We start from the raw sequence: 24,728 nt of genomic DNA on the forward strand, positions 1-24,728 counted from the left end.
CCAAAAACAGCACCACAGGTTGCATCTTGATCCGATCGGCCCGCCGGGACAACGGGCCAGATCATCCAGGCTTCCGCCGACCGTAGGGCGAAGAGCCCTACCCGCGCGTACGCTCTGGCGTCGGGCGGTGGACGCGGCGGGGTCGGGCGCGTGGCGTGGTCGCTGCACGCAAAATGGATGGGGCGACTTTTCCGCCGTAGCTCGTCAGAGCGAAGGCGGAAGCTCAAAGAGCGAATATCCAAGGCGGAAGGGTCCAGCCCGTAGGGCGGATTGGCGAAGCGTAATCCGCCATCTTGTCTGAGGTGCTGCGGCGGATTACGCCTTCGGCTAATCCGCCCTATGCGCTGCGCGAGCGATAGAGGTCCGCTTGGGTCAAAAGCGGACCTGTGATCAGTTCACGCTCCTCAGCAATGCCGCTGCCGCTTCCTCGGTATCGTAAGGAAATATCCAGGCTGCGGCCGACATCCATTCCCGCATCCTCTCCGCCTGGTCTGAGGGATTTCCGGCTGCGGATCGATAGAACCTGCCGGCCAGGCGCGAGGCAGCTTGAACACCGCTCGTACGTCCCAGCCTCAGATTTTGGTAGGCTTGCAGTCTGCCCGGAATCTCTTCGCGCCCTGCGTGCTCGAGCAGAACGGCAAGCGCAAAGCCATCCTCGATGGACTGTCCGGCCCCTTGGCCAAAATGCGGGACCATCGGGTGAGCCGCATCGCCAAGCAGGGTGACGCAGCCTCTCGACCAATAGGGTAGCGGTGGCCGATCGTAGATGCCCCAGCGAAAGGTTTGATCGAGCGCCGCGATGATGTCCTGGACCGGAGCGTCCCAGCCCCTGTATTCGCCTGCGAGTGTCCGGACGTCGCCCGGCGCGAACCAGGTCTCCTCCATGTCGAGTGAGCTCGGGACAAACGCGACAATGTTGACCAGGTGCCCCTGGGAAACCGGGAAGCAAATGAAGCTACGACCGTCGCCCATCCACATGTTCAAGCCGCGCAAGTCTGCGGCCCACGACAGTTTTTGGCGTCTGCACGAGACCTCGGTAAGCCACGATGCCCTCGCTCGTCGGGCTCGCCGTCAGGCCGATCTCGCGCCGGACAATCGAATGGATGCCATCTGCCCCTATGACCACATCCGCATCGCAAACGGCACCATCAGCGAAAGTCAGCCGCGCTCCGCTTCCTACATCGTTGACGGCAACACAGCGATGCCCGAACCGAACCGTTCCCGCCCACGCGCCAAGGAGCATCTCGAGGAACTCGACGCGGTGAATCTGATAGCTCGGCACCGTGGGGGTAGCAGACGGCCTCGGAACAGGCTCTCCCCGTGACGTTCGTAGCGTGAGTCCCTGGCTCCTTGTGGTGATCTTCTCGATCGCCTCGCAAAGACCGGCGCGTTTGAGCAAGATCGCTGCATTCGGAGGGATAGATATTCCAGCCCCGGCCTCACGTGGGGACTGGGCTTCTTCAAAAACCGTGACGTTCATGCCCCGCGCGCGCAGCGCCAGTGCGGCAGACAATCCACCGATCCCCGCGCCGACGATGGCAATATTCAGTCTGTCGATCATTGGCACCAATCCAACCATCAAGCGTCTTGGTTTCGCGAAAAGATCAGCGTCAGTTGCCGATGACATCATCGAGCAGCACCCATCTGGTGCCGTCGAAACGCGCCATCCTGGCCTTTCTCCAGGCAATCCGGTTCGTTGGGGTGACGTTGATCGTCAGGCCGGGCAGGAACAGTGGCAGTTGAACGCCGCGCATATTGGTTGCCTGCCTGATGAGATTTTCCCGAGACAGGTCGTCGCCGCAATTCTTCAGTATCTCGACAATGATCTGCGCGGTCGAATAGGGGAAAACCGAGTCCTCGACCTCCTCGTTCGGCGCCCACTCCTTCATGAAGGCGCGATACTCTCTCATGCCGGCATCAGCTTCCCACATGGGATCCTCGGACGACTTCAGCCAGAAAGCGGTGACCGCGCCGGTTGAGGCGGCAAGTCCCGCCGGACGCATGACCGCCGCAATGCCGCTGACGCCCGACAGCAGCACATGCTGGACCTTCCAGCCAAGCTCGTGTGCCTTGCGGATGGCTTGCGCTGCAAAGCGCGCGTTGGAGGCATGAAACAAGGTATCGGCACCGGAAGCCTTGAGTGCCACGATTTGTGAATCGACCGTCGGATCCATGATGTCGTAGGCCGCCTCTGCCACCACCATGGTCGAGGCGCGCGATCCCAGGGCGGCCTTGAAGCCGGCGAGATTGCCCTTCCCCAAATCGTCATTCTGGTAGATGACGGCGATCTTCGCGTCAGGTTTGGTCTTCAGCAGATATTCGGCATAGATCCGGGTCTCGACCGGCTGCGGCATCATGAACGTGGTTGTCCACGGCAGGTTCTCGGGGTCGTCGAGTTTCGGCGTACTGGCGAGCAGGAGGATTTGCGGTACGGCCTTGCTGTTGAGATATTTTGCGACCGCAAGGTTGCTCGGGGTTCCAACCGATCCGACGATCGCCAGCACGCCATCGCTTTCGACCAGCTTTCGTGTCTGCTCGGCCGCCTTGGCCGGCGCGAAGGCATCGTCGAGCGAGACCAGCGTGACCTGGCGGCCATTGACGCCGCCGGACGCGTTGATTTTTCTGAGATAGGCAGCCTCCACCCGGCCGAACCTGGCCAGGGAGGAAACCGGTCCGCTGTACGGCATGGTCTGACCGAGCTTGATCTCGGTATCGGTGACGCCGGGACCGTATTTTTTCTCGGCCGCCCCAACGGGCGAGAGGCTGGCGATCGAGAAGCTTAGCGCAAGGATCAGGGGCCGGATCATGGCGGCGTACCTCGTTTTAGCGGCTTCAACAGGGGCGTTTTGCTATCCCGGGCTGCAGGATGATGCTGTACAATCGTCCCGGCGTCCCGAAATTCCGCCGAAATTTTCCGAAAGCGAGCCCCACGAGGCGCCCTGTTGAAGTCATCGCAGCCTTCGATCGTTGTCGGCGACCGGACCGTGGATCTGGCCCGCGAAACGTTGCGCGACGGACGCGGCGATATTGTCCCCCTGCGTCCGCGTGCCTGGGCGGTGCTGCGGCTGCTTGCGACAAGGGCCGGGCAGCTGGTCGGCAAGGACGAGATCATGGACGAGGTCTGGTCGGATTGCGAGGTCACGGAGGACTCTCTCGTCCAGGCCATCGGCGACATCAGGCGTGCCCTGGGAGACGCGGGCCGATCGGCCCTGAAAACCCTGCCCCGCCGCGGCTACATGCTGGTCACGAACGGAGAGCCGACCGACAGCGCGGTCGTTTCCAGCGACGCGACCTCAAGGCCGTCAAGCCTTGAAGACCTGGCGGCACCGTCGTCGATGCCGCATTTGTCCATCATTGTTCTGCCGTTCGCAAACATCGGCGGCGATCCCGCGCAGGACTATTTCGTCGATGGCGTGACCGAAAGCCTGACGACGGACTTGTCGCGGATCGCCGGCTCGTTCGTCATCGCCCGCAACACCGCGTTCACCTTCAAGGGAAAAGCCGTCGACGTCAGGCAGATCGGCCGCGACCTGAACGTCCGCTACGTGCTGGAAGGCTCGGTGCAGCGCGGCGGCAACCGTTTTCGCTTGAATGCCCAGCTGACCGACACCGAGACCGGAAGCCATGTGTGGGCCGAACGTTTCGACAAGCCGGCAGCCGAACTACTGGACATGCAGGACGAGATTGTGTCTCGCCTGGCCAACACCTTGAATGCCGAACTCATCGCCGCCGAAGCGCGCCGCGCGGAACGATCACCCCGCCCGGACGCCATGGACTTGTATTTCCAGGGCAGAGCTTTTCAGAACAGGGGCGTAACACGTGCGCTTCTGGCGCAAGCAAGGGATTTCTTCGCGCGATCCCTCGCTCTCGATCCCGGCAACATCGAAGCGGCGGTCGCCGCGGCGCAGGTCGATGTGTCCATGGGATCGGCCTTCATGGCCGATGACGGCAATGCGCATTTCGACGCCGCGGAGACTGCCTTGAACAGCGCATTGCTCCATGCACCCAATCATCCCAGAGCCCACATGCTGCTCGGCGCCGTGCAGATTCAGACCGACCGCGCCGCGAACGGTATTGCCAGATTGCAGCGGTCACTGGCGCTCGATCGAAATTTGGCCGACGCCCACGCGTTCATCGGCCTCGGCAAGTATCAACAGGGCCAGAGCGAGGAAGTCGAGGGGCACATTCGAGAGGCGCTCCGGCTGTCCCCGCACGATACGCGCGCCTTCCTGTGGTTCATGTTTGTCGGGTTGGGCAAGTTAGGCATCAAGGCAGACCCCGAAGCAGTCGACTGGTTTCGCCGGAGCCTCGAGGCCAACCGAAATCATGCGCTTTCTCATTTTCAACTTGCTATGGCGCTGGCGCTGGTGGGGGACCTCCGGGAGGCGCGATCGATCGCCGAGGCAGGACTTGCACTCGATCCCGACTTCACGATCCGCCGCTACCGCATCAACCGCAAAAGCAGCAATCCGGCCTATCTCGCGCGACGCGAGCGCTACTTTGAGGGTTTGCGCCTGGCCGGGATACCCGAGGGTTGATGTCAGCTTTGGGTCAAAACTGACATCGCAAAACCAATATCCGCTATGATCCAGCTACTGACTCACGCAGCACAACATAAGTCGGCGTTGGCCCTGTCTTCAGTGCGAAGTCCTGAGTCTATTAGTGCAAAGTCAAGCCATCGGCCGTGCGGCTTATTCTGCTTGTTTGACAAATAGCTGGCGCGCGCGAAAATCGACTTTTCCTGAAAGATCAATTTTCCTTAACAACTTCAACGTGATTTGCCCCGTCCAGTATCTCTCGCAAAAATATACTTCTTCGTCGCAAACCCAAATCACCCGTACAACTCCGGCCATCCCGTCCCGCTAGAGGGGCGTTGGCCATCGTCACGAACGTTGGGGCGGGTTGCGGTGGACGCGGCAGCGTCGGGCGCGTGGGCGTGGTCGCAGGGTGGGCTTTGGTCCGTGAGCGAACACAGCGCGCAGACGACTGGCGAGGCGGCGTACGGCAAAACCGTGTGGTCCTGGCACCCGTGGCTGGTGTCAAGCTGACGGAGGTTTTTCGAACCCAACCGGGTTCGACAAGCCTTCAATCCGTCGGCGACGGAGGCAAAAGGAATTCGTCTCCGGGGAGAGCGCGGCATAAGCCGTAAAACCACTGCGCAGGGAATGCCGGAGTGCCTCGGCTGTACCTGTATGCTCGTGTGCGTCTTTCTTCGCACTATTGCACACGAGACCGCGGGTGCAGCAAGCACCCGGCATTCCCTGCGCCCTCTCAGCTGTAGGGCGAATGAATTTACAAAGCTCGGGCGGATCGCGCCGCGAGATTGCGGAATGCTGCTTCGTAGCCCGGATGAGCGCAGCGACATCCGGGACCGCTTCAACACCGCCCCGGATGTCGCTGCGCTCATCCGGGCTACAAGGATGGATTGCTTCGCTCGCAATGACGGCCCCTTTAAATCATAACAATTCGCAACAAATCGCTCCTGCGAGTGAGTCGCGATAGCGCATCCAACCGTCGGCTTTAATCCCGCACAACGCCCTGCTAAACCGCCGTCCATGATTCATCCTCCCACCCTCAAGACCAATGTCGCGGCGATCTCGATTTTCGCCAGCGCCGGCATGGCTGCGGCGAAATTCGCCGTCGGCATCGCGATCGGCTCGCTGGCGCTGATCTCGGAGGCCCTGCACTCATCCGTCGACGTGGTCGCCACCGTCATCACCTGGCTGGTGGTGCGGGTGTCCGACCAGCCGGCCGACGAGGAACATCATTACGGCCACGGCAAGTTCGAGAGCCTGTCGGCGCTGTTCGTCATCGCCCTGCTCTACGTGCTGGCCGGCGGCATCCTGGTCGAATCCTGGAGCCGCCTGCGCGAGGGCGCAGCCCCGCCGACGCTCTCGGCGATTCCCTTCGTGGTGCTGGTGATCGATATCGCGGTGAATTTCTGGCGCGCGCGGGCGCTGCATCGCACCGCGCGCGAAACCCGGAGCCAGGCGCTGGCGGCGGACGCGCTGCATTTCGCTTCCGACGTGCTCGGTTCCATCGCCGTCATTATCGGGCTGGTGCTGACCGGCCTCGGCTTTGGCTGGGGCGACTCGGTCGCCGCCATCGCGGTTGCCGTGATGATATCGATCCTCGGCCTGCGGCTCGGGCGCTCCACCATCGAAACCCTGCTCGATCGCGCGCCGCAGGGCGCCTGGGAAAAGGCCATCGCCGCCATCCGCGCGGTACCCGGCGTGGTCGGCGTCGAGCGCCTGCGGGTTCGCATGGTCGGCCCGACGCATTTCATCGATACCATCGCAACTGTGCCGCGCACCTACCCGATCGACCGCGTCGAGGCGATCAAGAAGAGCGCACAGGCAGCCGTCAGCAAGGCGCTCGGCGATGCCGACCTCACCTTCACCGCCGTGCCGGTCGCGCGCGACAATGAGAGCGTGCGCGAGCGCATCATGGTGATCGCCCGCAATTCCGGCCTCGCGATCCACCATGTCACCGTGCATGATCTCGGCGAAAAGCTGATCGTCGGCATCGACCTCGAGGTCGACGGCAACATGGAGCTGACGGCGGCGCACGACATCGCTCAGGAACTGGAGCGAAGCATCCGCTCGGACTTTGGCGAGGACGTCGAGGTCGACACCCACATCGAGCCGCTCGAGCCGGAACTGCCGCACGGCACCGACGCCGCCCCCGAGCGCGTCGAGACCATCAAGGCCGCGCTGACGCGCTTTGCCGCCAACGGCGCGATCCATGACATCCATAATGTGCGGGTGCGCGACACCGATGCCGGCGAAATCGTTAATTTCCATTGCCGCGCCGCGCCGTCGATGAGCGTCATCAAGGTGCATGAGAACGTCGACGAGATCGAGCGCGCGCTGCGCCGCGCGTTTCCGACCATCAAGCGCGTGATCAGCCATGCCGAACCGCCGCGCGCGTAGCTTTGCGGCGCGTTCCCGTTTCGGACTCGCTTCCGCCATGCCTTAATTCGCGTTGGACAACATTTATTTCGAGTTAATGAATCGTTGACTCTCGACAGCCCGGAAAATCTGGATTCAAATCGCTATGATTCGGAAAGCGGCGCGGGGTGCTTCCGAAATAGTGTGCAAGAGCTCTCGGCGGGGGTCTAAGGCATGGTGCGCGCGCAAGCGGCGAACGCGTGCGTCCAATCCGATTCGATCAAGGGATTGGCGCAGTCGATCGCAAAACCTGCCTATCACCGGCTGCTCGTCGCTGAGCCGGCGCTTCGTCGCGCCGTGCCGACCCTCATCATTGCCTTCCTCATCACCATCTGCCTCGGCGCCTTCGTGCAGGTGATCGACCAGAGCCGGCAAAAACGCGCCGCCATGAAGCGCGACCTCTCCGCGCTCACCGAGCTGCTGGCCGAACGCCTCGACCGCCTTGGCGCCATCCGGCAGGACCGTGCCGCCAATATCGAGCGACTGCAGGGCCTGCTGCCCGACCTGATTCCGGCCTGGGGCGTGGCGAGCGGCCGCCATGTCATCATCACCGGCGCCGATCACCGGATTCTGGCCCGCGTCCCGGTCGAAGGCAGCCTTGACGACGGTGATCGCATCCTCGACATCATCAGCACGGCGCAACTGCTCACCACCCCCGGTCAGCAGGGCGTGGTCAGCGACATGACGCTGCCGAACGGCAACGCCGCCATGGCGATCTCGCGGCTGGTCAAATCGCTGCCGGGCCAGGTCATCGTCATCCAGGAAAAGAACGAGCCACTGTGGGGCTCGGATGCCGCATTGTCGGTGACGCTCTCGGCCACCACGGGCTTCGTCGTGCTGATCCTCGGCTTCGCCTTCCATTGGCAGTCGACCCGCGCCCGCGAGGGCGATCTCATCAACGACGCGGTGCGCGGCCGGATCGACACCGCACTCAACCGCGGCCGCTGCGGATTGTGGGACTGGGACCTCTCCCGCGGCAGGATCTTCTGGTCGGCATCGATGTTCACGATGCTCGGGCTCGACTCCCGCAACGACCTCCTCACTTTCGGCGAAGTCAACGCGCTGGTGAAATCCGACGACATCGACCTGTTTGCGATCGCCGACCAGATGATCGCCGGCCAGCTCGACCACATCGACCAGAGCTTCCGCATGCAGCACACCGGCGGCCACTGGATCTGGCTGCGGGTGCGCTGCGAGCTCAGCCACACCTCGTCCGACGGCGGGTTGCATTTGATCGGCATTGCCGTCGACATCACCGAACAGAAGAGCCTCGCCGAGAAGACCGTGGAGGCCGACCTCAGACTGCGCGACGCGATCGAGACGATCCCGGAAGCCTTCGTGCTCTGGGACGCGGAAGACCGCCTCGTGCTCTGCAACTCGCATTTCCAGCGCCTGCACAAGCTGCCGGATACGGCGGTGACCCCCGGCACGTCGTATGAGACCGTGATCGAGGTCGGCAGCATGCCGGAAGTGCGCACCCGGCTGCAGGAGACCGGCGCGCACGCGCCGGGAGCCCGCACCTTCGAAGCGCAGCTCGACGACGGAAGCTGGCTGCACATCTCCGAACGCCGCACCAAGGACGGCGGCTACGTCTCGGTCGGCACCGACATCACCCGCATCAAGGCGCACGAGCAGAAGCTGATCGAAAACGACGTCCGCCTGCGCGCCAACGTGCTCGACCTCAAGCGCTCGCAAGCCGAGCTTGCCGACCTTGCCGAAAAATACTCGCGGGAAAAGAATCGCGCCGAGGAGGCCAACCAGGCGAAATCCAAGTTCCTCGCCAATATGAGCCACGAACTGCGCACCCCGCTGAACGCCATCATCGGCTTCTCCGAGATCATGGGCAGCGGCATGTTCGGCGTGCTCGGCTCCGACAAGTACCAGGAGTACTGCCACGACATCCTGACCAGCGGGAAATACCTGCTCGAAGTCATCAACGACATCCTCGACATGTCGAAGATCGAGGCCGGCCGCATGAAGCTCGACATGGAGGAGCTCGACCTGTCGAAGCTGCTGGCGGAGTCGCTGCGCGTGGTGTCCGGACGTGCCGAGGACAAGCATCTGACGCTCGACGCTGATATCGAAAGCACCATCTCCGTCATGGCCGATCGCCGCGCGGTCAAGCAGATCTTCGTCAACCTGCTGTCCAATGCCGTCAAGTTCACCCCCGACAACGGCAAGGTCACCGTGCGGAGCCACGTGCTGCCCAACTCGATCGTGCTGATGATCGCCGACACCGGCATCGGCATCGCGCCCGCTTCGCTGCGGCGGCTGGGCAACCCGTTCGAACAGGTCGAGAGCCAGCTCACCAAGACCTACCAGGGCTCGGGTCTCGGCCTTGCCATCGCCCGCTCGCTGACCAGCCTGCATGGCGGAACGATGCGGCTGCGCTCCAAGCTCGGCACCGGCACGGTGGTGCGCATCACGCTGCCGCGCGACACGCGTTCAATCGAGGCCAAGAGCCTGGCCGCCGCCTGACTTCCCGCTCACGCGCCCTTCTTCGAGCGGCTGGTCGCAACCAGCACCAGCATGAACGAGACCGCGGTCATCAGCGTGCTGATGGCGGCGATCGTCGGGTCGATCTCGTCGCGAAGCGCGGTGAACATCCGCTTGGTCAGCGGCTGATACTGGCCGCCGGAAATGAATAGCGCGACGATGGTCTCGTCCATCGCCGAGATGAAGGCGAAGATGCCGCCTGCGATCACGCTGGGCTTGATCTGCGGCAGCGTCACCACGAAGAAACTGCGCAGCCTGTTCATGCCGAGGCTGCGCGCCACCATCTCCTGCGTGGCGTCAAAACTCTGCAACCCCGCCGCGACCGAAATGACGACATAGGGCAGACCGAGCATGACATTGGCGAGCACCAGGCCGGTCATGGTCGCGGCCAGGCCGACCTTGGCGTAGACGAAGAAGATGCCGACCGCGGTGATGATGATCGGCACCACCAGCGGCAGCAGCAAGGTGATGTGGATCAGCCGCATGATGCGCCATTTCGACTGGCTGATCGCATAGGCCGCGGCAACGCCGAGCGGGGTCGCGATCACCACCGTGAGCCCGGCGACCGCCAGCGTCACGCCGGTCGCCTGCATCCAGGCCGGATTGCCGACATATTCCTGATACCAGCGCAGCGACAGCGCCGGCGGCGGAAAGCTCAGGTAGCGCGCGGCCGAGAACGACATCGGCGCGATGATCAGGATCGGCAGGATAAGATAGAGCAGTACCAGCGCGCAGGTCACGACCAGGGCAATGCGGAACGGGCGGGACGTCGTCATTTCTGCCCCAACACGCGATCGAGCGGAATGAAGCGGCTGACGGCGAAGAAAATCAGGCCGACCGCGACCAGCAGCACCACGCCGACGGCGCTGGCGGCGCCCCATTGGTCGTAGAGTTCGACATTGCGGCTGACCAGCATCGATATCATGATGGTGCGGCCGCCGCCGAGCAGTTCGGGCGTGATGTAGAAGCCGAGGGCGAGCACGAAGACCAGCGTACTGCCCGCGAGCACCCCGGGGAGCGAGAGCGGCAAAAATATCCGCCAGAAGGTGAGCATGGGACCGGCGCCGAGACTGGCGCCGGCCTGCATCAGATCGCGCGGGATCTGCTGCATGGTGGCGTAAAGCGGCAGCACCATGAACGGCAGCAGGATGTGCAGGGTCGCCACGACGGTGCCGAAACTGTTGTGGACCAGCGCCAGCGGCTCGTCGATCACGCCGATCTGGCGCAGCAGCTGGTTGATGACGCCGGTCCGTTGCAACAGCGCAAGCCAGGCATAGGCGCGGACCAGCACGCTGGTCCAGAACGGCAGCACCACCAGCGCCAGGATGATGATGCTCCACCTTTTTGGCGCGACGCTCGCCGCATAGGCAATGGGATAACCGAGCAGCAGCGCCAGCAGCGTCACCAGCAGGCTGATTTCAAACGTCAGCGCAAAGCTGCGCCAGTAGATGTCCTCGCTCCAGATCCGGCGATAATTCTCCAGCGTAAGGCCGTTGTGATAGACCGACTGCCAGGCGAGCCAGCCGACCGGCAGCACCACCAGCAGCAGGATGACGAGCAGCGCCGGCAGCGCCAGCGCCAGCATCAGGCGCTGTTCGCGACGTTGGTGGAGTACCGAGAGGTCCTGCACGGGGCTGCTCATGGTGATCCTGCGATGGCGCGGAATGCGTGATGCACTCCGCACCGGGTTGATGGAACTATTTCTGCATGAAGCCGACCCAGCGTTTTTCCGCCGCCTCGCCCGCCGGCGACGACCACCAGGCGTAGGACATCAGCGCCTGCTTGGCCGCGTTCTCGGGCGCGCTCGGCAGTTGCGCCGCCCGCTCCGGCTTGATTACGCCGGTATCGAAGGCCTTCGGGTTGGCCGGGCCGTAATCGATATGCAGCGGCAAATTGGCCTGGTGCACGGGATCGACCGCTTCGTTGAGGAAGCGGACCGCGGTCGCGAGATTGGGTGCGTCCTTGAGAATGCAGAGCGAGGTGCTCTGCAGGATGCCCTGATTGTAGGTGAACCCGACCTTGGCGCCTTCCTTGGTCAGCGCACTGACGCGGCCGTTCCAGGCCATCACCATGTCCACCTCCCCGTCATTGAGGAGCTGTGCGGATTGCGCGCCCGAAGTCCACCACACCGTGATGTTGGGCTTGATCTCCTCGAGCTTTTTGAAGGCGCGGTCGACATCGAGCGGATAGAGTTTGTCGGGCGCGACGCCATCGGCCATCAGCGCCGCCTCGAGCGTGGCGATCGGATGATTGCGCAGCGAGCGGCGGCCCGGGAACTTCTTCACGTCCCAGAAATCGACCCAGCTATTGGGCGCCTCCGCCGAGAATTTCTTCTGACTGTAGGCCAGCACGCTCGAATAGAATTCGTAGGCCACCGAATAAGGGGAACGATAGGCCTCGGGCATCGCGGCGCCGTTCGGCAATTTCGAGAAATCGAGTTTTTCGAGCAACCCCTGCTCGCCGCCGCGTAGGCAATAGCCGGTCGGCACGTCGACCACGTCCCAGGTCGGCTTGCCGCTGGCGACCTGCGATTTGATCGCGGGCCAGGCGTCCGGGATGCTGTCCTGGTTGATGGTGATGCCAAGCTTCTTGGCGGATGGATCGAGGATCGCGATCGTCTGCGCCTTCTGGTAGGCGCCGCCCTGGGAGACGAAGGTGATCTGGTCCGCATTGGCCGAAAACGCCGACAGCGTCACGAGGACGCCAAAGGAGACGCCGAGCAGTGCGCGCCGGCAGCAAGATGCAATCATCATGTTCAACCCCTCTTGTTATGATCGGGCGCAGAACTCCTAACGCCCGATCGCATCCAGAAATTGGTACCAGCCGGCCACCGCGCGGACGGCCGGTTCGCGGAACGCATAGAATGGAATAGTCTTGAGACGGCCAGCATCGAGTAGGCCGAGATCTACATTCTCCCCGCGCACGAGGGCCGCGAGGTAGCGGCCCATCAGGCTCGACATCGCGACGCCGGCACCATTGTAGCCGACCGAAAAAAGGGTGCGATCATCGAGACGGCCGACGTGCGGCACGGAATCGAGCGTCATCGCGACGAGGCCCGACCATTTGAACGCGAGCGGAATATCCGCAAGCTCCGGGAAGATGCCGACCATTGCCTTGCGCAGCGCCTCGAACGCGCTCTCCGAATCCAGTTTGCCGAAAGCGCCGCGGCCGCCGAAGATGACGCGATCGTCGACCTTGCGGAACCAGCGCATCATCCGCTTGGTCTCTGTGTAGGTTCGCCCCGTCGGCATCAGGCTGCCGGCGAGGTTCGGTGACAGTTTTTCGGTAGCGATGAGAGCGCTGCGGAACGGCACCAATGTGCGCTGCAGCCGCGCCGTCGCCGATGTCAGGTCGGAATAAGAGTTGGTGGCGATGATCGCCTGGCGCGCGTGCACGCTGCCGCCGGGCGTCTCGGCGATAACGCCATCACCGTCGCGACGGAGTGCGAGTACCGGGCTTTCCTGAAAGACCGGCACACCCCGCTGCGCAACGCCCTTGGCGAGGCCACGCAGGTAATTCAGCGGATGGATGCCGCCGGAGCCGGGATTGAGCACCCCGCCGACAAAGCCCCGCGACCCCGTCTCTTCGCGCACCTGATGGGCATCGAGGATACGAACCTCGGTATCGCCCATCTCCCGCTTCATCCATTCGGCTTCGTCGATCGCCGACCTGAGCGTCGCCTGATTGTGCGCCGCCTTGACCTGCCCGCTACGCGTCAGCCGCGCGCTCGCGATGCCGAATTCGGACACCAGCTCATCGACCATCTCGATGGAGTCATGCGCGATCTCGTACATGCGCCTGGCCATGGCGCGGCCACGGGCGGCATCGATGTCACGGAACGAGAGCCGGAATTTGGCGGTGATGACGCCGCCATTGCGGCCGCTCGCGCCCCAGCCGGGATGATTGGCTTCGAGCACGACCGGCGAAAGGCCGCTCTTCGCGATATGATGCGCGGCAGACAACCCTGTGTAGCCCGCGCCGATGATGACGACGTCGGCCTTTACCTCGCCGGCAAGCTTCGGAAAGGCAGGCAACGGTTCCGCCGTATCCGCCCAAAGCGAGGCGGCCGATGCCATTGGGGTCCAGACCTCTGCCATATCAGCCGCCCTGCCCGTCTCAGCTTCCGACCGCGGCGTCGGCGAACGCCTTCATCGTGGCGAAATGGAAATCGGGTTTTGTGAGCTGCGGCACTTCGGGCGTGCCACCAAAACCCTTCATGCCCTGGCGCCGCTCGATCCAGCAGACCTTGTAGCCAAGCTTGCGGGCGATGCCGATGTCGTGATGCTGGCTCTGCGCCACGTGCAGGATTTCGGACTGCTTGTAGCCGAACGCCGACTGCCGGCCCTTGTTGTAGGCGAAGAACTCCGGATTGGGTTTCGCAACGCCGGTGTCATCGGCGCAGATGGTGTCGTGGAAGGGATTGTCGAGCGCGTGGGCATAGCATGACAGCGCGACGCGATCCGCATTGGTCATGGCGACCAATCTGAACCTCGTGCGTAGGCGCTTCAGCGCCTCGACCGAATCCGAGAACGGTTGCCAGCGCAGCACGGCAAGCTGGAAAGAATCGCAGGCGGCATCGTCGGCCGGCAGCCCGAGCTCTTTGGCGAGGTACCGGTAGACATGGAACATCACTTCGCTCGACCGCTCCGGATGGGCGTCGCGGCCGCGCTTGTAGGACGCGAAGATCTGATCGTCGCTGAGCTCGGCCAGCTTTCGACCGGAGATCTTGCGCACGGCGTCGAGCACGCCGGTTTCGAAATCGATCAAGGTACCGACGACGTCGAAGGTGAGAACCTTGAAGCTATGATAGGACATTTTCATCTCTTGTTCTGGTTGGTCTGGTGTTGCACTCGGGTTTGACGGTCGGCACTCATCCCCGCGCTTTCTCCTGCGCTTCGGGCACGACGATGGTGTCTTCAGGGTGGAGCGTGACAGAGAGTTCGCCGCCGACCGGGGGTAACAGGCGCGAGGCCTGGTAATGGCTCGGCTGACGCAGGCTCAAGGACGTGCCATCGGCCAGTTGCAGGAACACGCGCAGGCTTTCGCCCTGGTAGACGATGTCGGTGACCTTGCCGGTCAGGCGGTTGAGCGTGGCATCCGCGCGCCCGTTTGCGATCAGGAGCTTCTCGCTGTGCACCGCGAGCATCAGCGCCTCGCCGTCCGGAATCGCGCGCGCGCTTTTCAGGATGGCCGGCCCAAGCGCCACGCTAGAGGCGTCGATGCGCCGGACCGGCAACAGGCTCGCCTCGCCGATGAAACTCGCCACGAAGGAGTCGGCGGGATAATCGTGTAGCCGCTCCGGGCGATCGATCTGGACCAGCCGCCCGTCCTTGAGGATCGCCACGCGGTCACTCATCGTCAGCGCCTCGCGCTGGTCGTGGGTGACGTAGATGATGGTGGCGCCGATCCGCTTGTGCAGCTCGCGCAGTTCGATCTGCATCGCTTCCCGCAACTGCTTGTCGAGCGCCGACAGCGGCTCGTCCATCAGGATCAGCCGCGGTTCGAAGATCATGGCGCGCGCCAGCGCCACGCGCTGGCGCTGGCCGCCGGAGAGCTGGGCGATGCCGCGCGCCTCGTAGCCCGACAGCCCGACCATCGCGAGTGCACTGCGCACCCTCGCAGGCCAATCGGCCTTTGCAATCCGTCGCGCGCGCAGCGGAAAGGCGACGTTCTCGCCGACGCTCATGTGCGGGAATAGCGCGTAGTTCTGGAACACCACGCCGATGTCGCGCTTGTGTGGCGGCAGGAACGTCACGTCGCGGTCGCCGAAATGGATCGAGCCCGACGAGGGCTGGATGAAGCCGCCAAGGATGCCGAGCAGTGTGGTCTTGCCGGATCCGGACGGCCCGAGCAGGGAGACGAACTCGCGCGGCGCGACGTTCAGGCTGACGTTGTCCAGCGCCCGGACGGCGTCATAATTCTTGCTCGCGGCCCTGATGTCGACGCTCTCTCCGCCCTGGCCCAATGATCGACCCCGTTGCGTTGCCGAGGGCGTGCACCGATGCGCGCCATCGACGTCACCTGCGATGGCGCAAGCGACGGTTGAAACCGGCATGATCTCGTCTTATAGACCGGGCACTTCAGGACGACTCCAAGGCCGTCCCCGCCGCGCCGGATTTTCAATCCTGCCCGTGCTGGCGGGCGATCGCGCAAGCCAACCAGAGTTGCCCGGCAGGGGCAATTGCCAAATTCTCACCGGCGGCATAACATCAGGTTATGCCCGATCTCAGGCGGAAGCTGCCCTCGAGCCACGCGCTGTTCGTCTTTGACGCCGCGGCGCGCAACGGTAGCTTTACGGCGGCTGCGGCCGAACTGAACGTCACCCAGCCTGCAGTCAGCCGAATGCTCGGACAGTTCGAGGACTATCTCGGCGTTCGTCTGTTCGATCGCACCAATGGCCGCGCGGCGCTGACGGAAGAAGGCGAGATCCTCTATCGCCACGTATCGGATGGGTTCCGCAGCATCGAAGGCGGCCTGATCGAGATCGACCGCCGCCGCAAGGGCACCGAGACGGTCACGCTCTCGGTGTCCTCGGCGTTCACCACCCATTGGCTGATGCCGCGCATCGACAAGCTGCAGCGCCAGTTTCCGACCGTCGATCTCCGCTTCCAGCTTATTTCCGGTCCGCTGCGCGGGCCGGTCGATAATGTCGATCTCGGCATGCGGTTTCGCGACCGATACGATCCTGCGCGGAACGGCGCGCTGGTCATGAAGGAAGTCATGCTGCCGATCTGCAGCCCGGCCTATCGCGACGCGGATAGCGCGGACGGGCCGATCGAGGCCAACACCATCATCCGCCTCGCCGATACGCCGGGCGACTGGGCTGCGGAATATCCGGCCTTCCTCACCAGACGATCCGGGTCCGCGAAGTCGCTGAGTTTTTCCGACTATGCGGTGGTGGTGCAGGCGGCGCTGCTCGGCCAAGGCATTGCGCTCGGCTGGCTCACGGTCGCGGCGCACTGGCTGCTCACCGGCGCACTGGTCCCGGCCTCGGAAACGCTCAGCACGACGCGGCGGCTTTGCGAACTGGTGCATCCGCACGACCGATCGATCCGGCCGGTCGTCAGCGAGATCCGCGACTGGATCATCGAACAGATGCGCGCCGATATGGCCGCCATCGACCGGCTCTACCCGCGTCTGCGGCTGATGCCCGCGAGCTATTAGGCGCCCGCGCGATCTTCCAGCGTCGGCGCGACTTCGCGGGCGACCTGCACCAGCGCCGCGATCAGCGGCGTCATCGGGTCGCGCTGCGGGATCACCAGCCCGACGCTGTAGTCGACGACGGGATCGACGATCGGAATGCTGCGGACGGAGTCGGACAACCCCAGGGTCTCCGCCAGTTTTGCCGGCATCACGCTTGCCCAGCGCCCGGTCTTCACGTGGGTGTAGAGGACCAGCAATGAATTCGAGGTCAGCGACGGCGTGGCCTCCGCGCCTACCGAGCGCAACGCGCGGTCGATGATGCGGCGGTTCTGCATGTCGGGCGTCAGCAGGCACAGCGGCACCTGGCCTACTTCCTTCCAGGTCACCTGCTTGCGATCACCGAACATGGCATCGGGTGACGTCAGCAGGCGATAGGTCTCGTTGAAGAGTGGAATGGTGCGCACCTTGCCGATCGGCTCGTTCTCGATATAGGTCAGCCCGGCATCGACCTCGAGATTTTCCAGCAGGCCCAGCACGTCGGCCGAGGTGCAGGACTGAACACGAAAGCGCACATCAGGGTAGCGCGCGCGGAACGGCGTCGTCAGCGACGCCACCATGCCGAGCACGGTCGGGATCGCGGCAAGCCGAATCTCGCCGGAGAGCTTGTCCTTGAGGCTGTTGATCTCCTGCCGCATCGCGCGGGCGTCGCCGACGATACGCCGCGCCCAGTCGAGCGTGCGCTCGCCCTCCGGCGTAAAACCCTGGAACCGCGACCCACGCTGCACCAGCATGACACCGAGAATTTCCTCGAGCTGCTTGAGGCTGGTCGACATGGTCGGCTGGGTGACGCCGCAGGCCTCCGCAGCCCGTCCAAAATGCCGTTCCTTGGCCAGCGCCAGCAGCAGTTCAAGCTTATCGATCAAGGAATTGGTCCCAGGAAGTGTGGTGGCAAAGGCGATCGCCCGGTAGCCAGAAATAGCACGGACCGGTGGCCATCAATACGGCAAAAGCGGCGTCCGAAGGGCTCGATTTCGGCGGATAATTCGGTTCTCGTATCGCCTCATTCCCCGATCTTATTAACGTCGTTACGACGAGCAAAGCTGACTTCGCCAGTGCTTTTTTCTTGGGCGGATTTCGCAGGATGGGTGGAGAGCCCCTCTCCCTTCGGCTTGAGCCGGGTTGAAACGGAATTCAACCGGCATCTGCCGGAGCAAGCTTTGGCGCACTCCCGGCACATGCCGCTGCGGCAGTTGGCACGTTCGCAGGATGGAACGGATGATCGAAATGCCGGATCGGCGCGTACTTGCGAACCACGGCAAAAACCTCGACTTCACGATCGTAGCCCTTGATGGCCCGCTCTCCGATGGAGACAAGCGCAACGCTGTCCCTGACATGCTCGGTGACAACCGGGTCTACCAGGATCTGCCCGTCATCGGCCAAACTGCAAAGCCGTGACGCCAGATTGACGACGTTTCCGATCGCCGTGTAATCGAGGCGTCCCTGATAACCGAGGGTTCCGACGGTCGCGGGTCCCATCGCCACGCCCACGCCGAACCCGATGGCGCAGCCATCGGCGTTCCAGGCCCCGGCCAGGGATTGCACGGCAGCCTGCATGTCGATTGCAAGCCGAATGCCGCGGTGTGCCGGGTTCTCGCAAGCAACCGGCGCGTTGACGAGGACCATCACGCCGTCACCGGCAAAGCGGATCAAGGTTGCCTCATGGCGGGCCGTGACGGCGCCAATGGCCTCGTAATATTGCCGCAGCACGGCCAGAATGGCATCGGGCTTGGCACGCGCGGTAAACGCGGTGAAGCCGCGCAGATCGCCGAAAATCGCGACCACTTCCCGCCGCTGTGCGTCCAGCAGCCGCTGATCGGAGTGTTCAACCAGTTCGGCTACCTGCGGGGCAAGGAATTGCTTCAGGCGATTGATGCGCTCGGACTTCTGCTGCGAGGCCCCGAGTTCCTCCGCCATCTGATTGAAGCGGATCGCCAATTGCTGCAGTTCGTCGCCGCTTTCGATCGTGACGCGATGGTCGAACTGCCCCATCCCGATCCGTTCGACGCCGGCCTCCAGTTGCCTGATCGGTCCCCACATGCGGCACGCCCGCCAATAGGCGAGGACAAGTGCGAATGCGATGCCGATGGCGATGAGCACCAGAGAACGCCACAGCGCGGCGCGGATCGATTCGAACGCCTCGCGGACGGGCAGCTCCGCGATCACCGTCCAACCCACGTTGGGGGCACGCACCGAGAGCGCAACAACGGGCTTGCCGTCCTCGCCGGTCGTGGCGACCGCCGATCCGTTCGCGGCGCTGACGACGGACTTGAGGCTGTCGAAATCCCCTGCCCCGGCACCGCTGCGCAGCACAAGGCTGATGTCCGGATGGGCAACCAGCCTTCCAGTGTCGTCGACGATCAGCGCGTGGCCCGTATCGCCGATCTTGATCGCCGCGATGATGTCCCAGATCAGTTTCAGGTTGATGTCGGCAACGACAACCCCGGCAGCGGTGCGGTTTCCCGCAACCGCGATCCGCATGTAAGGCTCGGAATCGCGCTGATAGTGCACCGGGCCGTACCAGACCCGGTTGGCGCGCGCGCCGACGACCGCAGGATCTGCCGACATATCGGCGCCGCGACCGGTTCTGTTCATGCTGACGCGGGAAACGAAAACCCGTTCGGTGCCGGTCGGGTCGACCAGCGAGAGCGAAACGATCGCCGGTACCTGCTGCAACAACCGCAGCCCGTCGATCCTGCGCCGTTCGTCCTCGCCCTGGGTCCAGGGAAACTGCACGACCCAACCGAGCTGATCGCGAATTCCATCGGTGAAGGCTTGTATCCGGTCTGCTGCGGAGCGGGCCTCGACCTGAAGGAGTTCATTGAGATCGAAGCGATTGTCGCGAAACGCGAACCAGGCTTCGGTCGCGGAACCAAGCATGAGCGGCGTCACCACCGCGACAAACAGCGTGACGAAGTACTTGATGAACAGGGAGCGTCGCGGACGAGTCAAAGGAAAATCCGACGGAAAGAGTTTTGAACCAATATGAGATGCGCCGGGGTCATTCGATCACTCGATTGGCGCGGAAAAGAATTGAAGATTTATCCAGGTCGATACCGAGCCGTTCGGCCGTCCTGAGATTCACGACCAGCTCGAATTTGGTGGGCTGAAAAACCGGGAGATTGGCGGGCTTTTCGCCGCGCAAGATCCGGTCAGCATAAGTCGCCAGCCAGAAATAGGTCGCCCGCTGGTTCGCGCCGTAGCTCAGAAGTCCGCCGGCGTCGCAATATTCGCCCCAGCCGAACATCGACGGCAGCCTATGCGTGATAGCGAAGTCGGCAATTTTGGCTCGATGCACCATCGTGAGGACGTCCGGAAAGACCAGTAACGCGTCCGCTCGAGCGTCTCCTGCCGCCGCCAGTCCCTTGTCCAGTTCGCTTTTGCCGGCAAAGGGAACGTAGACGGTCTCGATGCCCAGCGCCCTGGCGGCTTCGCTGGTCGCGCGCCACTCCGATTGTTCTCCCGGATGAAGGGTGTTTGAAAACACGGCAAGCCTGCGCACCGTCGGCACGGCTTCCTTCAGCAGTTCAACCCTCTTGCCCGCCAGCTCAAGCGAAAGGAAGGTCGAACCGGTGAAATTGCCGCCGGGCTCTCCGAGGCTGTTGACGATGCCCAACTCCACCGGGTCGCCACTCAACGCAAACAGGACCGGAACGTCCGTTACCGCCGTCATCGCCCGCGTCGCCGGGCCGCTCGACACGGCCAGGTCGATGTTCCCTCGCCTCAGTTCGGATACGACCTCGCGGAGCGCCTGCGGATTGCCGGGTGCATAGTGCAGCTCGAAGGTAACGTTCTTTCCCTCGATATAGCCCCGCGCCCGCAATCCCTCCCGAAACCCGGCCAGGAACGGGTCGGGCTGGGAGTCGGTGGATACCCAGAAAATACGATAAACTTTTGCCGAATCCTGCGCGAATGCAGCGGACGGCCACGCCATCGCCGCACCCAGAAATGCAATGAAATCTCGTCGGTTCATGCCGGCCAATATGGCTTGAACAGGCTTTCCGCGCTTAAAGCCGGCATTCAGATAATCTGCAGATAATCTTGATTTTGAGCTTTTGGGCTCGGCACGGGGACGGCGCGGCGCTGCCAACGGCCACGCCTTCCTCGCGACGCCGGGACACGCCCGGATCAGCGACAACGTGCTATCATCGCCATCACTCTGCCTCGCGACGTCGCATGCCGATATGGAGGTTCAGATGATCACGATCCCGGAACTGGTGGCGCAAGCCCTGGGCACATTCCTGACCTCGGAAACCAAGAGCCGGTTTGGCGCATCCCACGCGCGCCTGGCTGAGTTTCTGCCCTATGCCGCCCGGCTCACATTGGAGTGCATTGGAAACAGCGACGCGCTCTATCACAATGTCGAGCATTCCCTGCTCGTCACCCTGGCCGGCCACGACATCCTGATGGGACGGGCGGTGCTGCGGCCGACGACGCCCGACGACTACGCGAACTTCATCCTGGCGTGCCTGACCCACGACATCGGATATGTCAGAGGAACCGTTCAGGGGGATGACGGCGAGTCCTATGTCGCCGACCTCAGCGGCCGAACTATTCGCCTGCCGAGAGGCTCGTCCGATGCATCGCTGGCGCCCTACCATGTGGACCGCTCGAAACTTTTCGTCTTCGAGCACCTCGACACCACAGAAGAAGTCGACGCCAGCCGGATCGCCAGGGCGATCGAATATACCCGCTTTCCCTACCCGGAAGCGTCAGGCGACGATCTGATCGAAGAGGAAGGGCTGCTTTTGCGCGCCGCTGACCTTATCGGGCAGCTGGGCGACCCCAATTACCTGAAGAAGTCGAATGCCCTGTTCTATGAATTTCAGGAGATCGGCCTGACCAAACAGCTCGGCTACGACACGCCGGCAGATGTCGTCTACAAATATCCGCAGTTCTACTGGAACAATGTGGCTCCGCAGATCCAGACAGCGATACGCTACCTCAACGTCACCTCAAGGGGGCGTCAGTGGATTGCAAACCTTTACAGCAATGTATTCCGGGCCGAGCGCGAAATGAATCTGTCCGGTCCACAGCCGTGATCGGAAGGCTCAGCCAGTTGCCGGAATTCCCGCTACGCGCAGCCCTTCGACGAAGCGGTCGATGAAGCCGATGTCGTTGCAGAAGAAAAACTCCTGCCGTGCCGTCCCGGTGCTGTAGTTCGGCTTGCGCTGCAGCAGTTCGGCGGCCGCCGTTTGCGCCTGCGCCCGATCCCCGAGAAGTCCGAGCGACGCTGCCAGTGACGCAAACGCCTGATAGGTGACACTGGGCTGCCGTGTCGCCCGCCGCGCGAATTCTACCGCTATGTCATACTCGCCAAGGGAAAAGTGCGCCCAGGAGCGGACGTGGTGGAAAGCAGAAATATGGCTGTCGCGCGGGCTCAGCATGGTCGCCCGATCGAGCAGCGTTTCCGCCTCGATCTCCCGTCCGTGCCACAGCATGTTGAACCCCTGGGCGAAATAGGCCTGCGCAAAACTCGGATTGAGCTCCAGCGACACATCGAGCGTTGCCAGCGCCTCGTCGTTCTGATGGATCAGGCACAAAGCGCGTCCGAGCGCGCAGTGGCAGAAACAATCGAGTTCGTCGAGCGCCACTGCATGGCGCCCCTGGCGCAGCGCCGTTTCCAGCCGCGCCGCGCGATCCTTCGGTTCGTCAATGAACGCGCGTTGAATATTGACGTAGCTGAGCGCGCCGTGGCCGCGCGCAAAATTAGGATCGGCGGCAATCGCCCGCTGAAAATAGGATTCCGCCAAGTCGAATCCCGGCGTGGTGAAGCGCCACAGATTCCATAGGCCGCGCTGGTAGCAGTCCCAGGCGTCCAGGCTTTCCGGCGCCTTGCGGGCGGCGAGCTGCTGCTCGACCTTCGACAGCTCTGGCTCGATCGTTGCGGCGATCTGCCGTGCCATCTCCTCCTGGATATCGAAGATATATTCGAGCTGCAGGTCGTATTTGTCGGACCACAACTGCTTTCTGTCCGCGGCCCGGACCAGTTCCGCCGTGATCCGTACCGTGTCGCGACTCTTGCGCACGCTGCCGACCATCACATACCTGACGCCGAGCTGCTCGCCGATTTCACGTGCGTCCACCGTTCGTCCCTGGAACGCCACGGTCGAGTGTCGCGAGATGACCGAAAGCCATCGGTTACGGGCGAGCAGACGAATAATGTCCTCGGTCAGGCCGTAGCTGAAATAGTCGTTTTCCGGATCGTCGGACATGTTCCCGAACGGCAACACGGCGATCGACGGCCGCGTGACGGCCTCGGCCTTCACGGATTCCGACACGACATCATCAAGGCGGCGCACTTCCGCAGAAACCGAGACGCTGACGGGGACACCTGCCGCCGCGGCATCGTCGTCAGGAACGAGCCGAACCGCCTGTGCATCCGCTTCCAGGGCGCTGACGGCCTGAACATTGCCGACGAAGCGGAAGCCACGCTTGTGCAACGTCCGAATCAGGGCCTGGTCGTTTCCGTTGTCGCCAAGCGCGCGCCGGGCGCCATTGATGCGGCTGGAGAGCGCCGCCTCGGAGATGATCCGGCCGTTCCAGATCGTCTCGATCAGCTCATCCTTGCTGACAATCCGGTCGTGGTTGCGCACGAGGTGAACGATGAGATCGAATACCTGGGGCTCAATATGAACCGCCTCCCCGAGCCGGCGCAGTTCCTGCTGGCTGAGGTCAATCTCAAACTCGGCAAATCGGTATTTTAATACCACCTCTGTCAATCCAACACGAGGTCCCGCCACGAGCCGCACGATACACACTAAGCAAAAACAATCACTTGCGGAGGAAAAACAAAGCTCTTCTCAAGGAATCCGCCAAGCGGGAACAGGCATCTCAATCTAACGACGGGCCAATCGTCGTTCAATCGGAGATGACCATGATTGGCCTGTTGCTCAATCCCACCAAGGCGGATGTTTCGCCAGAAGGCTTGTTGCCGCATGAGGGCGCCATCTGCTCCCGCGCGCGGATCCATGCAGACCCCGCCGCCGACCCGCTCGTGCCGGCCGCGCGCCTCAAGCACCTTCTCAGCGGCTGGATTGCCGCCGCCAGCGCCTACCGTGAACGGCAGGTCGCCTTGCTCGCGGCGCATCGGGCTGGCGATCGCGGCCTCAACAACAAGCGCATCTACCGCGGTCCGATCGATGACGCGCTCGAAAGAGCCGCGCTCCTGCGCAAGCGAAGGCGCCTCAAGCCGTCCTGAACAAAGCCATTGCCTCAAGACGATTTTCCCACGTCAGCATTCCAAACCAAGGAGATTTGAGATGTCGATTACGATGCACACCGGGCCGAATGCGGCACCTGGCGCCGTCGCCTCTCTTGCAACGAGGCTGCTCGCCCTTTGCTACGGCGGCCTCGCCTATCTGATTTTCTTCGGCACGTTTCTCTACGCGGTCGGCTTCGTCTCGGGATACGTCGTACCCAAGACCGTCGATACCGGTTCGGCGTCCTCGCCGACGACGGCCTTGCTGGTCAATCTGGTGCTGATGTCGATCTTCGCCGTGCAGCACAGCGGCATGGCGCGGCAGGGCTTCAAGAAGCTGTTCACGCGCTTCGCCTCGCCTGCGATCGAACGCTCGACCTATGTGCTGCTGGCGAGCCTCTCGCTGATACTGCTGTACTGGCAGTGGCAGCCGATGCCGATGGTGGTCTGGAACATCGAAGCCCCGGTTCTCGCCGGCGTCGTGACCGCTTGCGGCTTCCTGGGCTGGCTCATCGTGCTCTACAGCACGTTCCTGATCAGCCATTTCGAGCTGTTCGGATTGACCCAGGTGGTGACGCATTTTGCCGGGCGCGTGGCTGAGCCCATGAAGTTCAAGACGCCGGGCCTATATCGCCTGATCCGGCATCCGATCTATCTCGGCTTTATCATCGCCTTCTGGTGCACGCCGATGATGACGCTGGGCCATTTGCTGTTCGCTGCGGTGACGACGGCCTACATCTTCGTCGGCATCTATCTCGAAGAGCGCGATCTGGTGGCGATGTTCGGCAGTGAATACCGGCGCTATCGCGAAAAGGTGGCGATGCTGGTGCCGGGCATTTTCTGAAAACAACGATTAGGCATGCAAAACGCGCTCGTCGGGA

20 protein-coding genes are annotated in these 24,728 nt (G+C 63.0%); 7 read left to right on the forward strand and 13 right to left on the reverse strand.

The window, feature by feature from the left end; genetic code table 11:
• Nucleotides 1–390 precede the first annotated feature (390 nt).
• Genes V1283_RS21560 through V1283_RS21570 form a run of 3 tightly spaced genes read right to left on the reverse strand, consistent with a single transcriptional unit; the run spans nucleotide 391 to nucleotide 2,807 of the window.
• Nucleotides 391–972 carry an FAD-dependent monooxygenase gene (locus tag V1283_RS21560; RefSeq protein ID WP_334388455.1) on the reverse strand — a complete coding sequence of 194 codons (582 nt, stop codon included), beginning with the start codon at nucleotides 970–972 and terminating at the stop codon, nucleotides 391–393.
• Nucleotides 956–1,561, reverse strand: coding sequence for an FAD-dependent oxidoreductase (locus V1283_RS21565; RefSeq protein WP_334388456.1), 606 nt, complete (start codon nucleotides 1,559–1,561; stop codon nucleotides 956–958). The genes V1283_RS21560 and V1283_RS21565 overlap by 17 nt, the downstream gene beginning before the upstream one ends.
• A gap of 49 nt (nucleotides 1,562–1,610) precedes the next feature.
• Nucleotides 1,611–2,807: an ABC transporter substrate-binding protein gene (locus tag V1283_RS21570; RefSeq protein WP_334388458.1), complete on the reverse strand. Its 1,197-nt coding sequence runs from the start codon at nucleotides 2,805–2,807 to the stop codon at nucleotides 1,611–1,613.
• A gap of 177 nt (nucleotides 2,808–2,984) precedes the next feature.
• On the opposite strand from V1283_RS21570, the gene V1283_RS21575 reads away from it, so the two are divergent.
• From V1283_RS21575 to V1283_RS21585, 3 genes are all read left to right on the forward strand, one after another.
• Complete coding sequence (locus tag V1283_RS21575) at nucleotides 2,985–4,538, forward strand: winged helix-turn-helix domain-containing protein (RefSeq protein WP_334388459.1); 1,554 nt, start codon at nucleotides 2,985–2,987, stop codon at nucleotides 4,536–4,538.
• Between the two features lie 1,017 nt (nucleotides 4,539–5,555).
• A complete protein-coding gene (locus V1283_RS21580) occupies nucleotides 5,556–6,932 on the forward strand; it encodes a cation diffusion facilitator family transporter (RefSeq protein WP_334388460.1) in 1,377 nt (458 codons plus the stop codon).
• 192 nt (nucleotides 6,933–7,124) lie between these two features.
• Nucleotides 7,125–9,428 carry a sensor histidine kinase gene (locus V1283_RS21585; RefSeq protein ID WP_334388461.1) on the forward strand — a complete coding sequence of 768 codons (2,304 nt, stop codon included), beginning with the start codon at nucleotides 7,125–7,127 and terminating at the stop codon, nucleotides 9,426–9,428.
• 8 nt (nucleotides 9,429–9,436) lie between these two features.
• Here V1283_RS21585 and V1283_RS21590 read toward each other — a convergent pair whose 3' ends face one another.
• The 6 genes from V1283_RS21590 to V1283_RS21615 are packed head-to-tail and all read right to left on the reverse strand — an operon-like array spanning nucleotide 9,437 to nucleotide 15,501.
• Nucleotides 9,437–10,222: an ABC transporter permease gene (locus V1283_RS21590; protein WP_334388463.1), complete on the reverse strand. Its 786-nt coding sequence runs from the start codon at nucleotides 10,220–10,222 to the stop codon at nucleotides 9,437–9,439.
• Complete coding sequence (locus V1283_RS21595; RefSeq protein ID WP_334388464.1) at nucleotides 10,219–11,088, reverse strand: ABC transporter permease; 870 nt, start codon at nucleotides 11,086–11,088, stop codon at nucleotides 10,219–10,221. The genes V1283_RS21590 and V1283_RS21595 overlap by 4 nt, the downstream gene beginning before the upstream one ends.
• A gap of 55 nt (nucleotides 11,089–11,143) precedes the next feature.
• Nucleotides 11,144–12,196, reverse strand: a complete 1,053-nt coding sequence (locus V1283_RS21600) for an ABC transporter substrate-binding protein (protein ID WP_334393129.1) — start codon at nucleotides 12,194–12,196, stop codon at nucleotides 11,144–11,146.
• 39 nt (nucleotides 12,197–12,235) lie between these two features.
• Complete coding sequence (locus V1283_RS21605; RefSeq protein ID WP_334388465.1) at nucleotides 12,236–13,543, reverse strand: NAD(P)/FAD-dependent oxidoreductase; 1,308 nt, start codon at nucleotides 13,541–13,543, stop codon at nucleotides 12,236–12,238.
• A gap of 19 nt (nucleotides 13,544–13,562) precedes the next feature.
• Nucleotides 13,563–14,261, reverse strand: a complete 699-nt coding sequence (locus tag V1283_RS21610; protein WP_334388466.1) for an HAD family hydrolase — start codon at nucleotides 14,259–14,261, stop codon at nucleotides 13,563–13,565.
• Nucleotides 14,262–14,316: 55 nt separating this feature from the next.
• Entirely contained in the window at nucleotides 14,317–15,501 is a 1,185-nt protein-coding gene (locus tag V1283_RS21615) for an ABC transporter ATP-binding protein (RefSeq protein ID WP_442895768.1), read from the reverse strand.
• A gap of 161 nt (nucleotides 15,502–15,662) precedes the next feature.
• On the opposite strand from V1283_RS21615, the gene V1283_RS21620 reads away from it, so the two are divergent.
• Nucleotides 15,663–16,610, forward strand: a complete 948-nt coding sequence (locus tag V1283_RS21620) for a LysR family transcriptional regulator (protein ID WP_334388467.1) — start codon at nucleotides 15,663–15,665, stop codon at nucleotides 16,608–16,610.
• Here the strand turns inward: V1283_RS21620 and V1283_RS21625 are convergent.
• The 3 genes from V1283_RS21625 to V1283_RS21635 all read right to left on the reverse strand — a co-directional run bounded on the left by V1283_RS21625 (nucleotide 16,607) and on the right by V1283_RS21635 (nucleotide 20,736).
• Nucleotides 16,607–17,512 carry a LysR family transcriptional regulator gene (locus tag V1283_RS21625; protein WP_334388468.1) on the reverse strand — a complete coding sequence of 302 codons (906 nt, stop codon included), beginning with the start codon at nucleotides 17,510–17,512 and terminating at the stop codon, nucleotides 16,607–16,609. The genes V1283_RS21620 and V1283_RS21625 overlap by 4 nt on opposite strands.
• 268 nt (nucleotides 17,513–17,780) lie before the next feature.
• Complete coding sequence (locus V1283_RS21630) at nucleotides 17,781–19,598, reverse strand: adenylate/guanylate cyclase domain-containing protein (protein ID WP_334388469.1); 1,818 nt, start codon at nucleotides 19,596–19,598, stop codon at nucleotides 17,781–17,783.
• A gap of 49 nt (nucleotides 19,599–19,647) precedes the next feature.
• Nucleotides 19,648–20,736, reverse strand: coding sequence for an ABC transporter substrate-binding protein (locus tag V1283_RS21635; protein WP_334388470.1), 1,089 nt, complete (start codon nucleotides 20,734–20,736; stop codon nucleotides 19,648–19,650).
• Nucleotides 20,737–20,842: 106 nt separating this feature from the next.
• Here V1283_RS21635 and V1283_RS21640 point away from each other — a divergent pair, with 106 nt between their 5' ends.
• Nucleotides 20,843–21,688, forward strand: coding sequence for a metal-dependent phosphohydrolase (locus V1283_RS21640; protein ID WP_334388471.1), 846 nt, complete (start codon nucleotides 20,843–20,845; stop codon nucleotides 21,686–21,688).
• A gap of 9 nt (nucleotides 21,689–21,697) precedes the next feature.
• On the opposite strand, the gene V1283_RS21645 is transcribed toward V1283_RS21640, so the two are convergent.
• The gene (locus V1283_RS21645) at nucleotides 21,698–23,359 is read right to left on the reverse strand and encodes a winged helix-turn-helix domain-containing tetratricopeptide repeat protein (protein ID WP_334388473.1); all 1,662 of its coding nucleotides are present in this window, start codon (nucleotides 23,357–23,359) and stop codon (nucleotides 21,698–21,700) included.
• A 164-nt stretch (nucleotides 23,360–23,523) separates the two neighbouring features.
• Here V1283_RS21645 and V1283_RS21650 point away from each other — a divergent pair, with 164 nt between their 5' ends.
• Complete coding sequence (locus V1283_RS21650; RefSeq protein ID WP_334388474.1) at nucleotides 23,524–23,847, forward strand: hypothetical protein; 324 nt, start codon at nucleotides 23,524–23,526, stop codon at nucleotides 23,845–23,847.
• A 73-nt stretch (nucleotides 23,848–23,920) separates the two neighbouring features.
• Nucleotides 23,921–24,691, forward strand: coding sequence for a methanethiol S-methyltransferase (gene mddA, locus V1283_RS21655; protein WP_334393131.1), 771 nt, complete (start codon nucleotides 23,921–23,923; stop codon nucleotides 24,689–24,691).
• The last annotated feature ends 37 nt before the right edge of the window (nucleotides 24,692–24,728 follow it).

This window comes from Bradyrhizobium sp. AZCC 2262, from assembly GCF_036924535.1.
GTDB lineage: Bacteria > Pseudomonadota > Alphaproteobacteria > Rhizobiales > Xanthobacteraceae > Bradyrhizobium.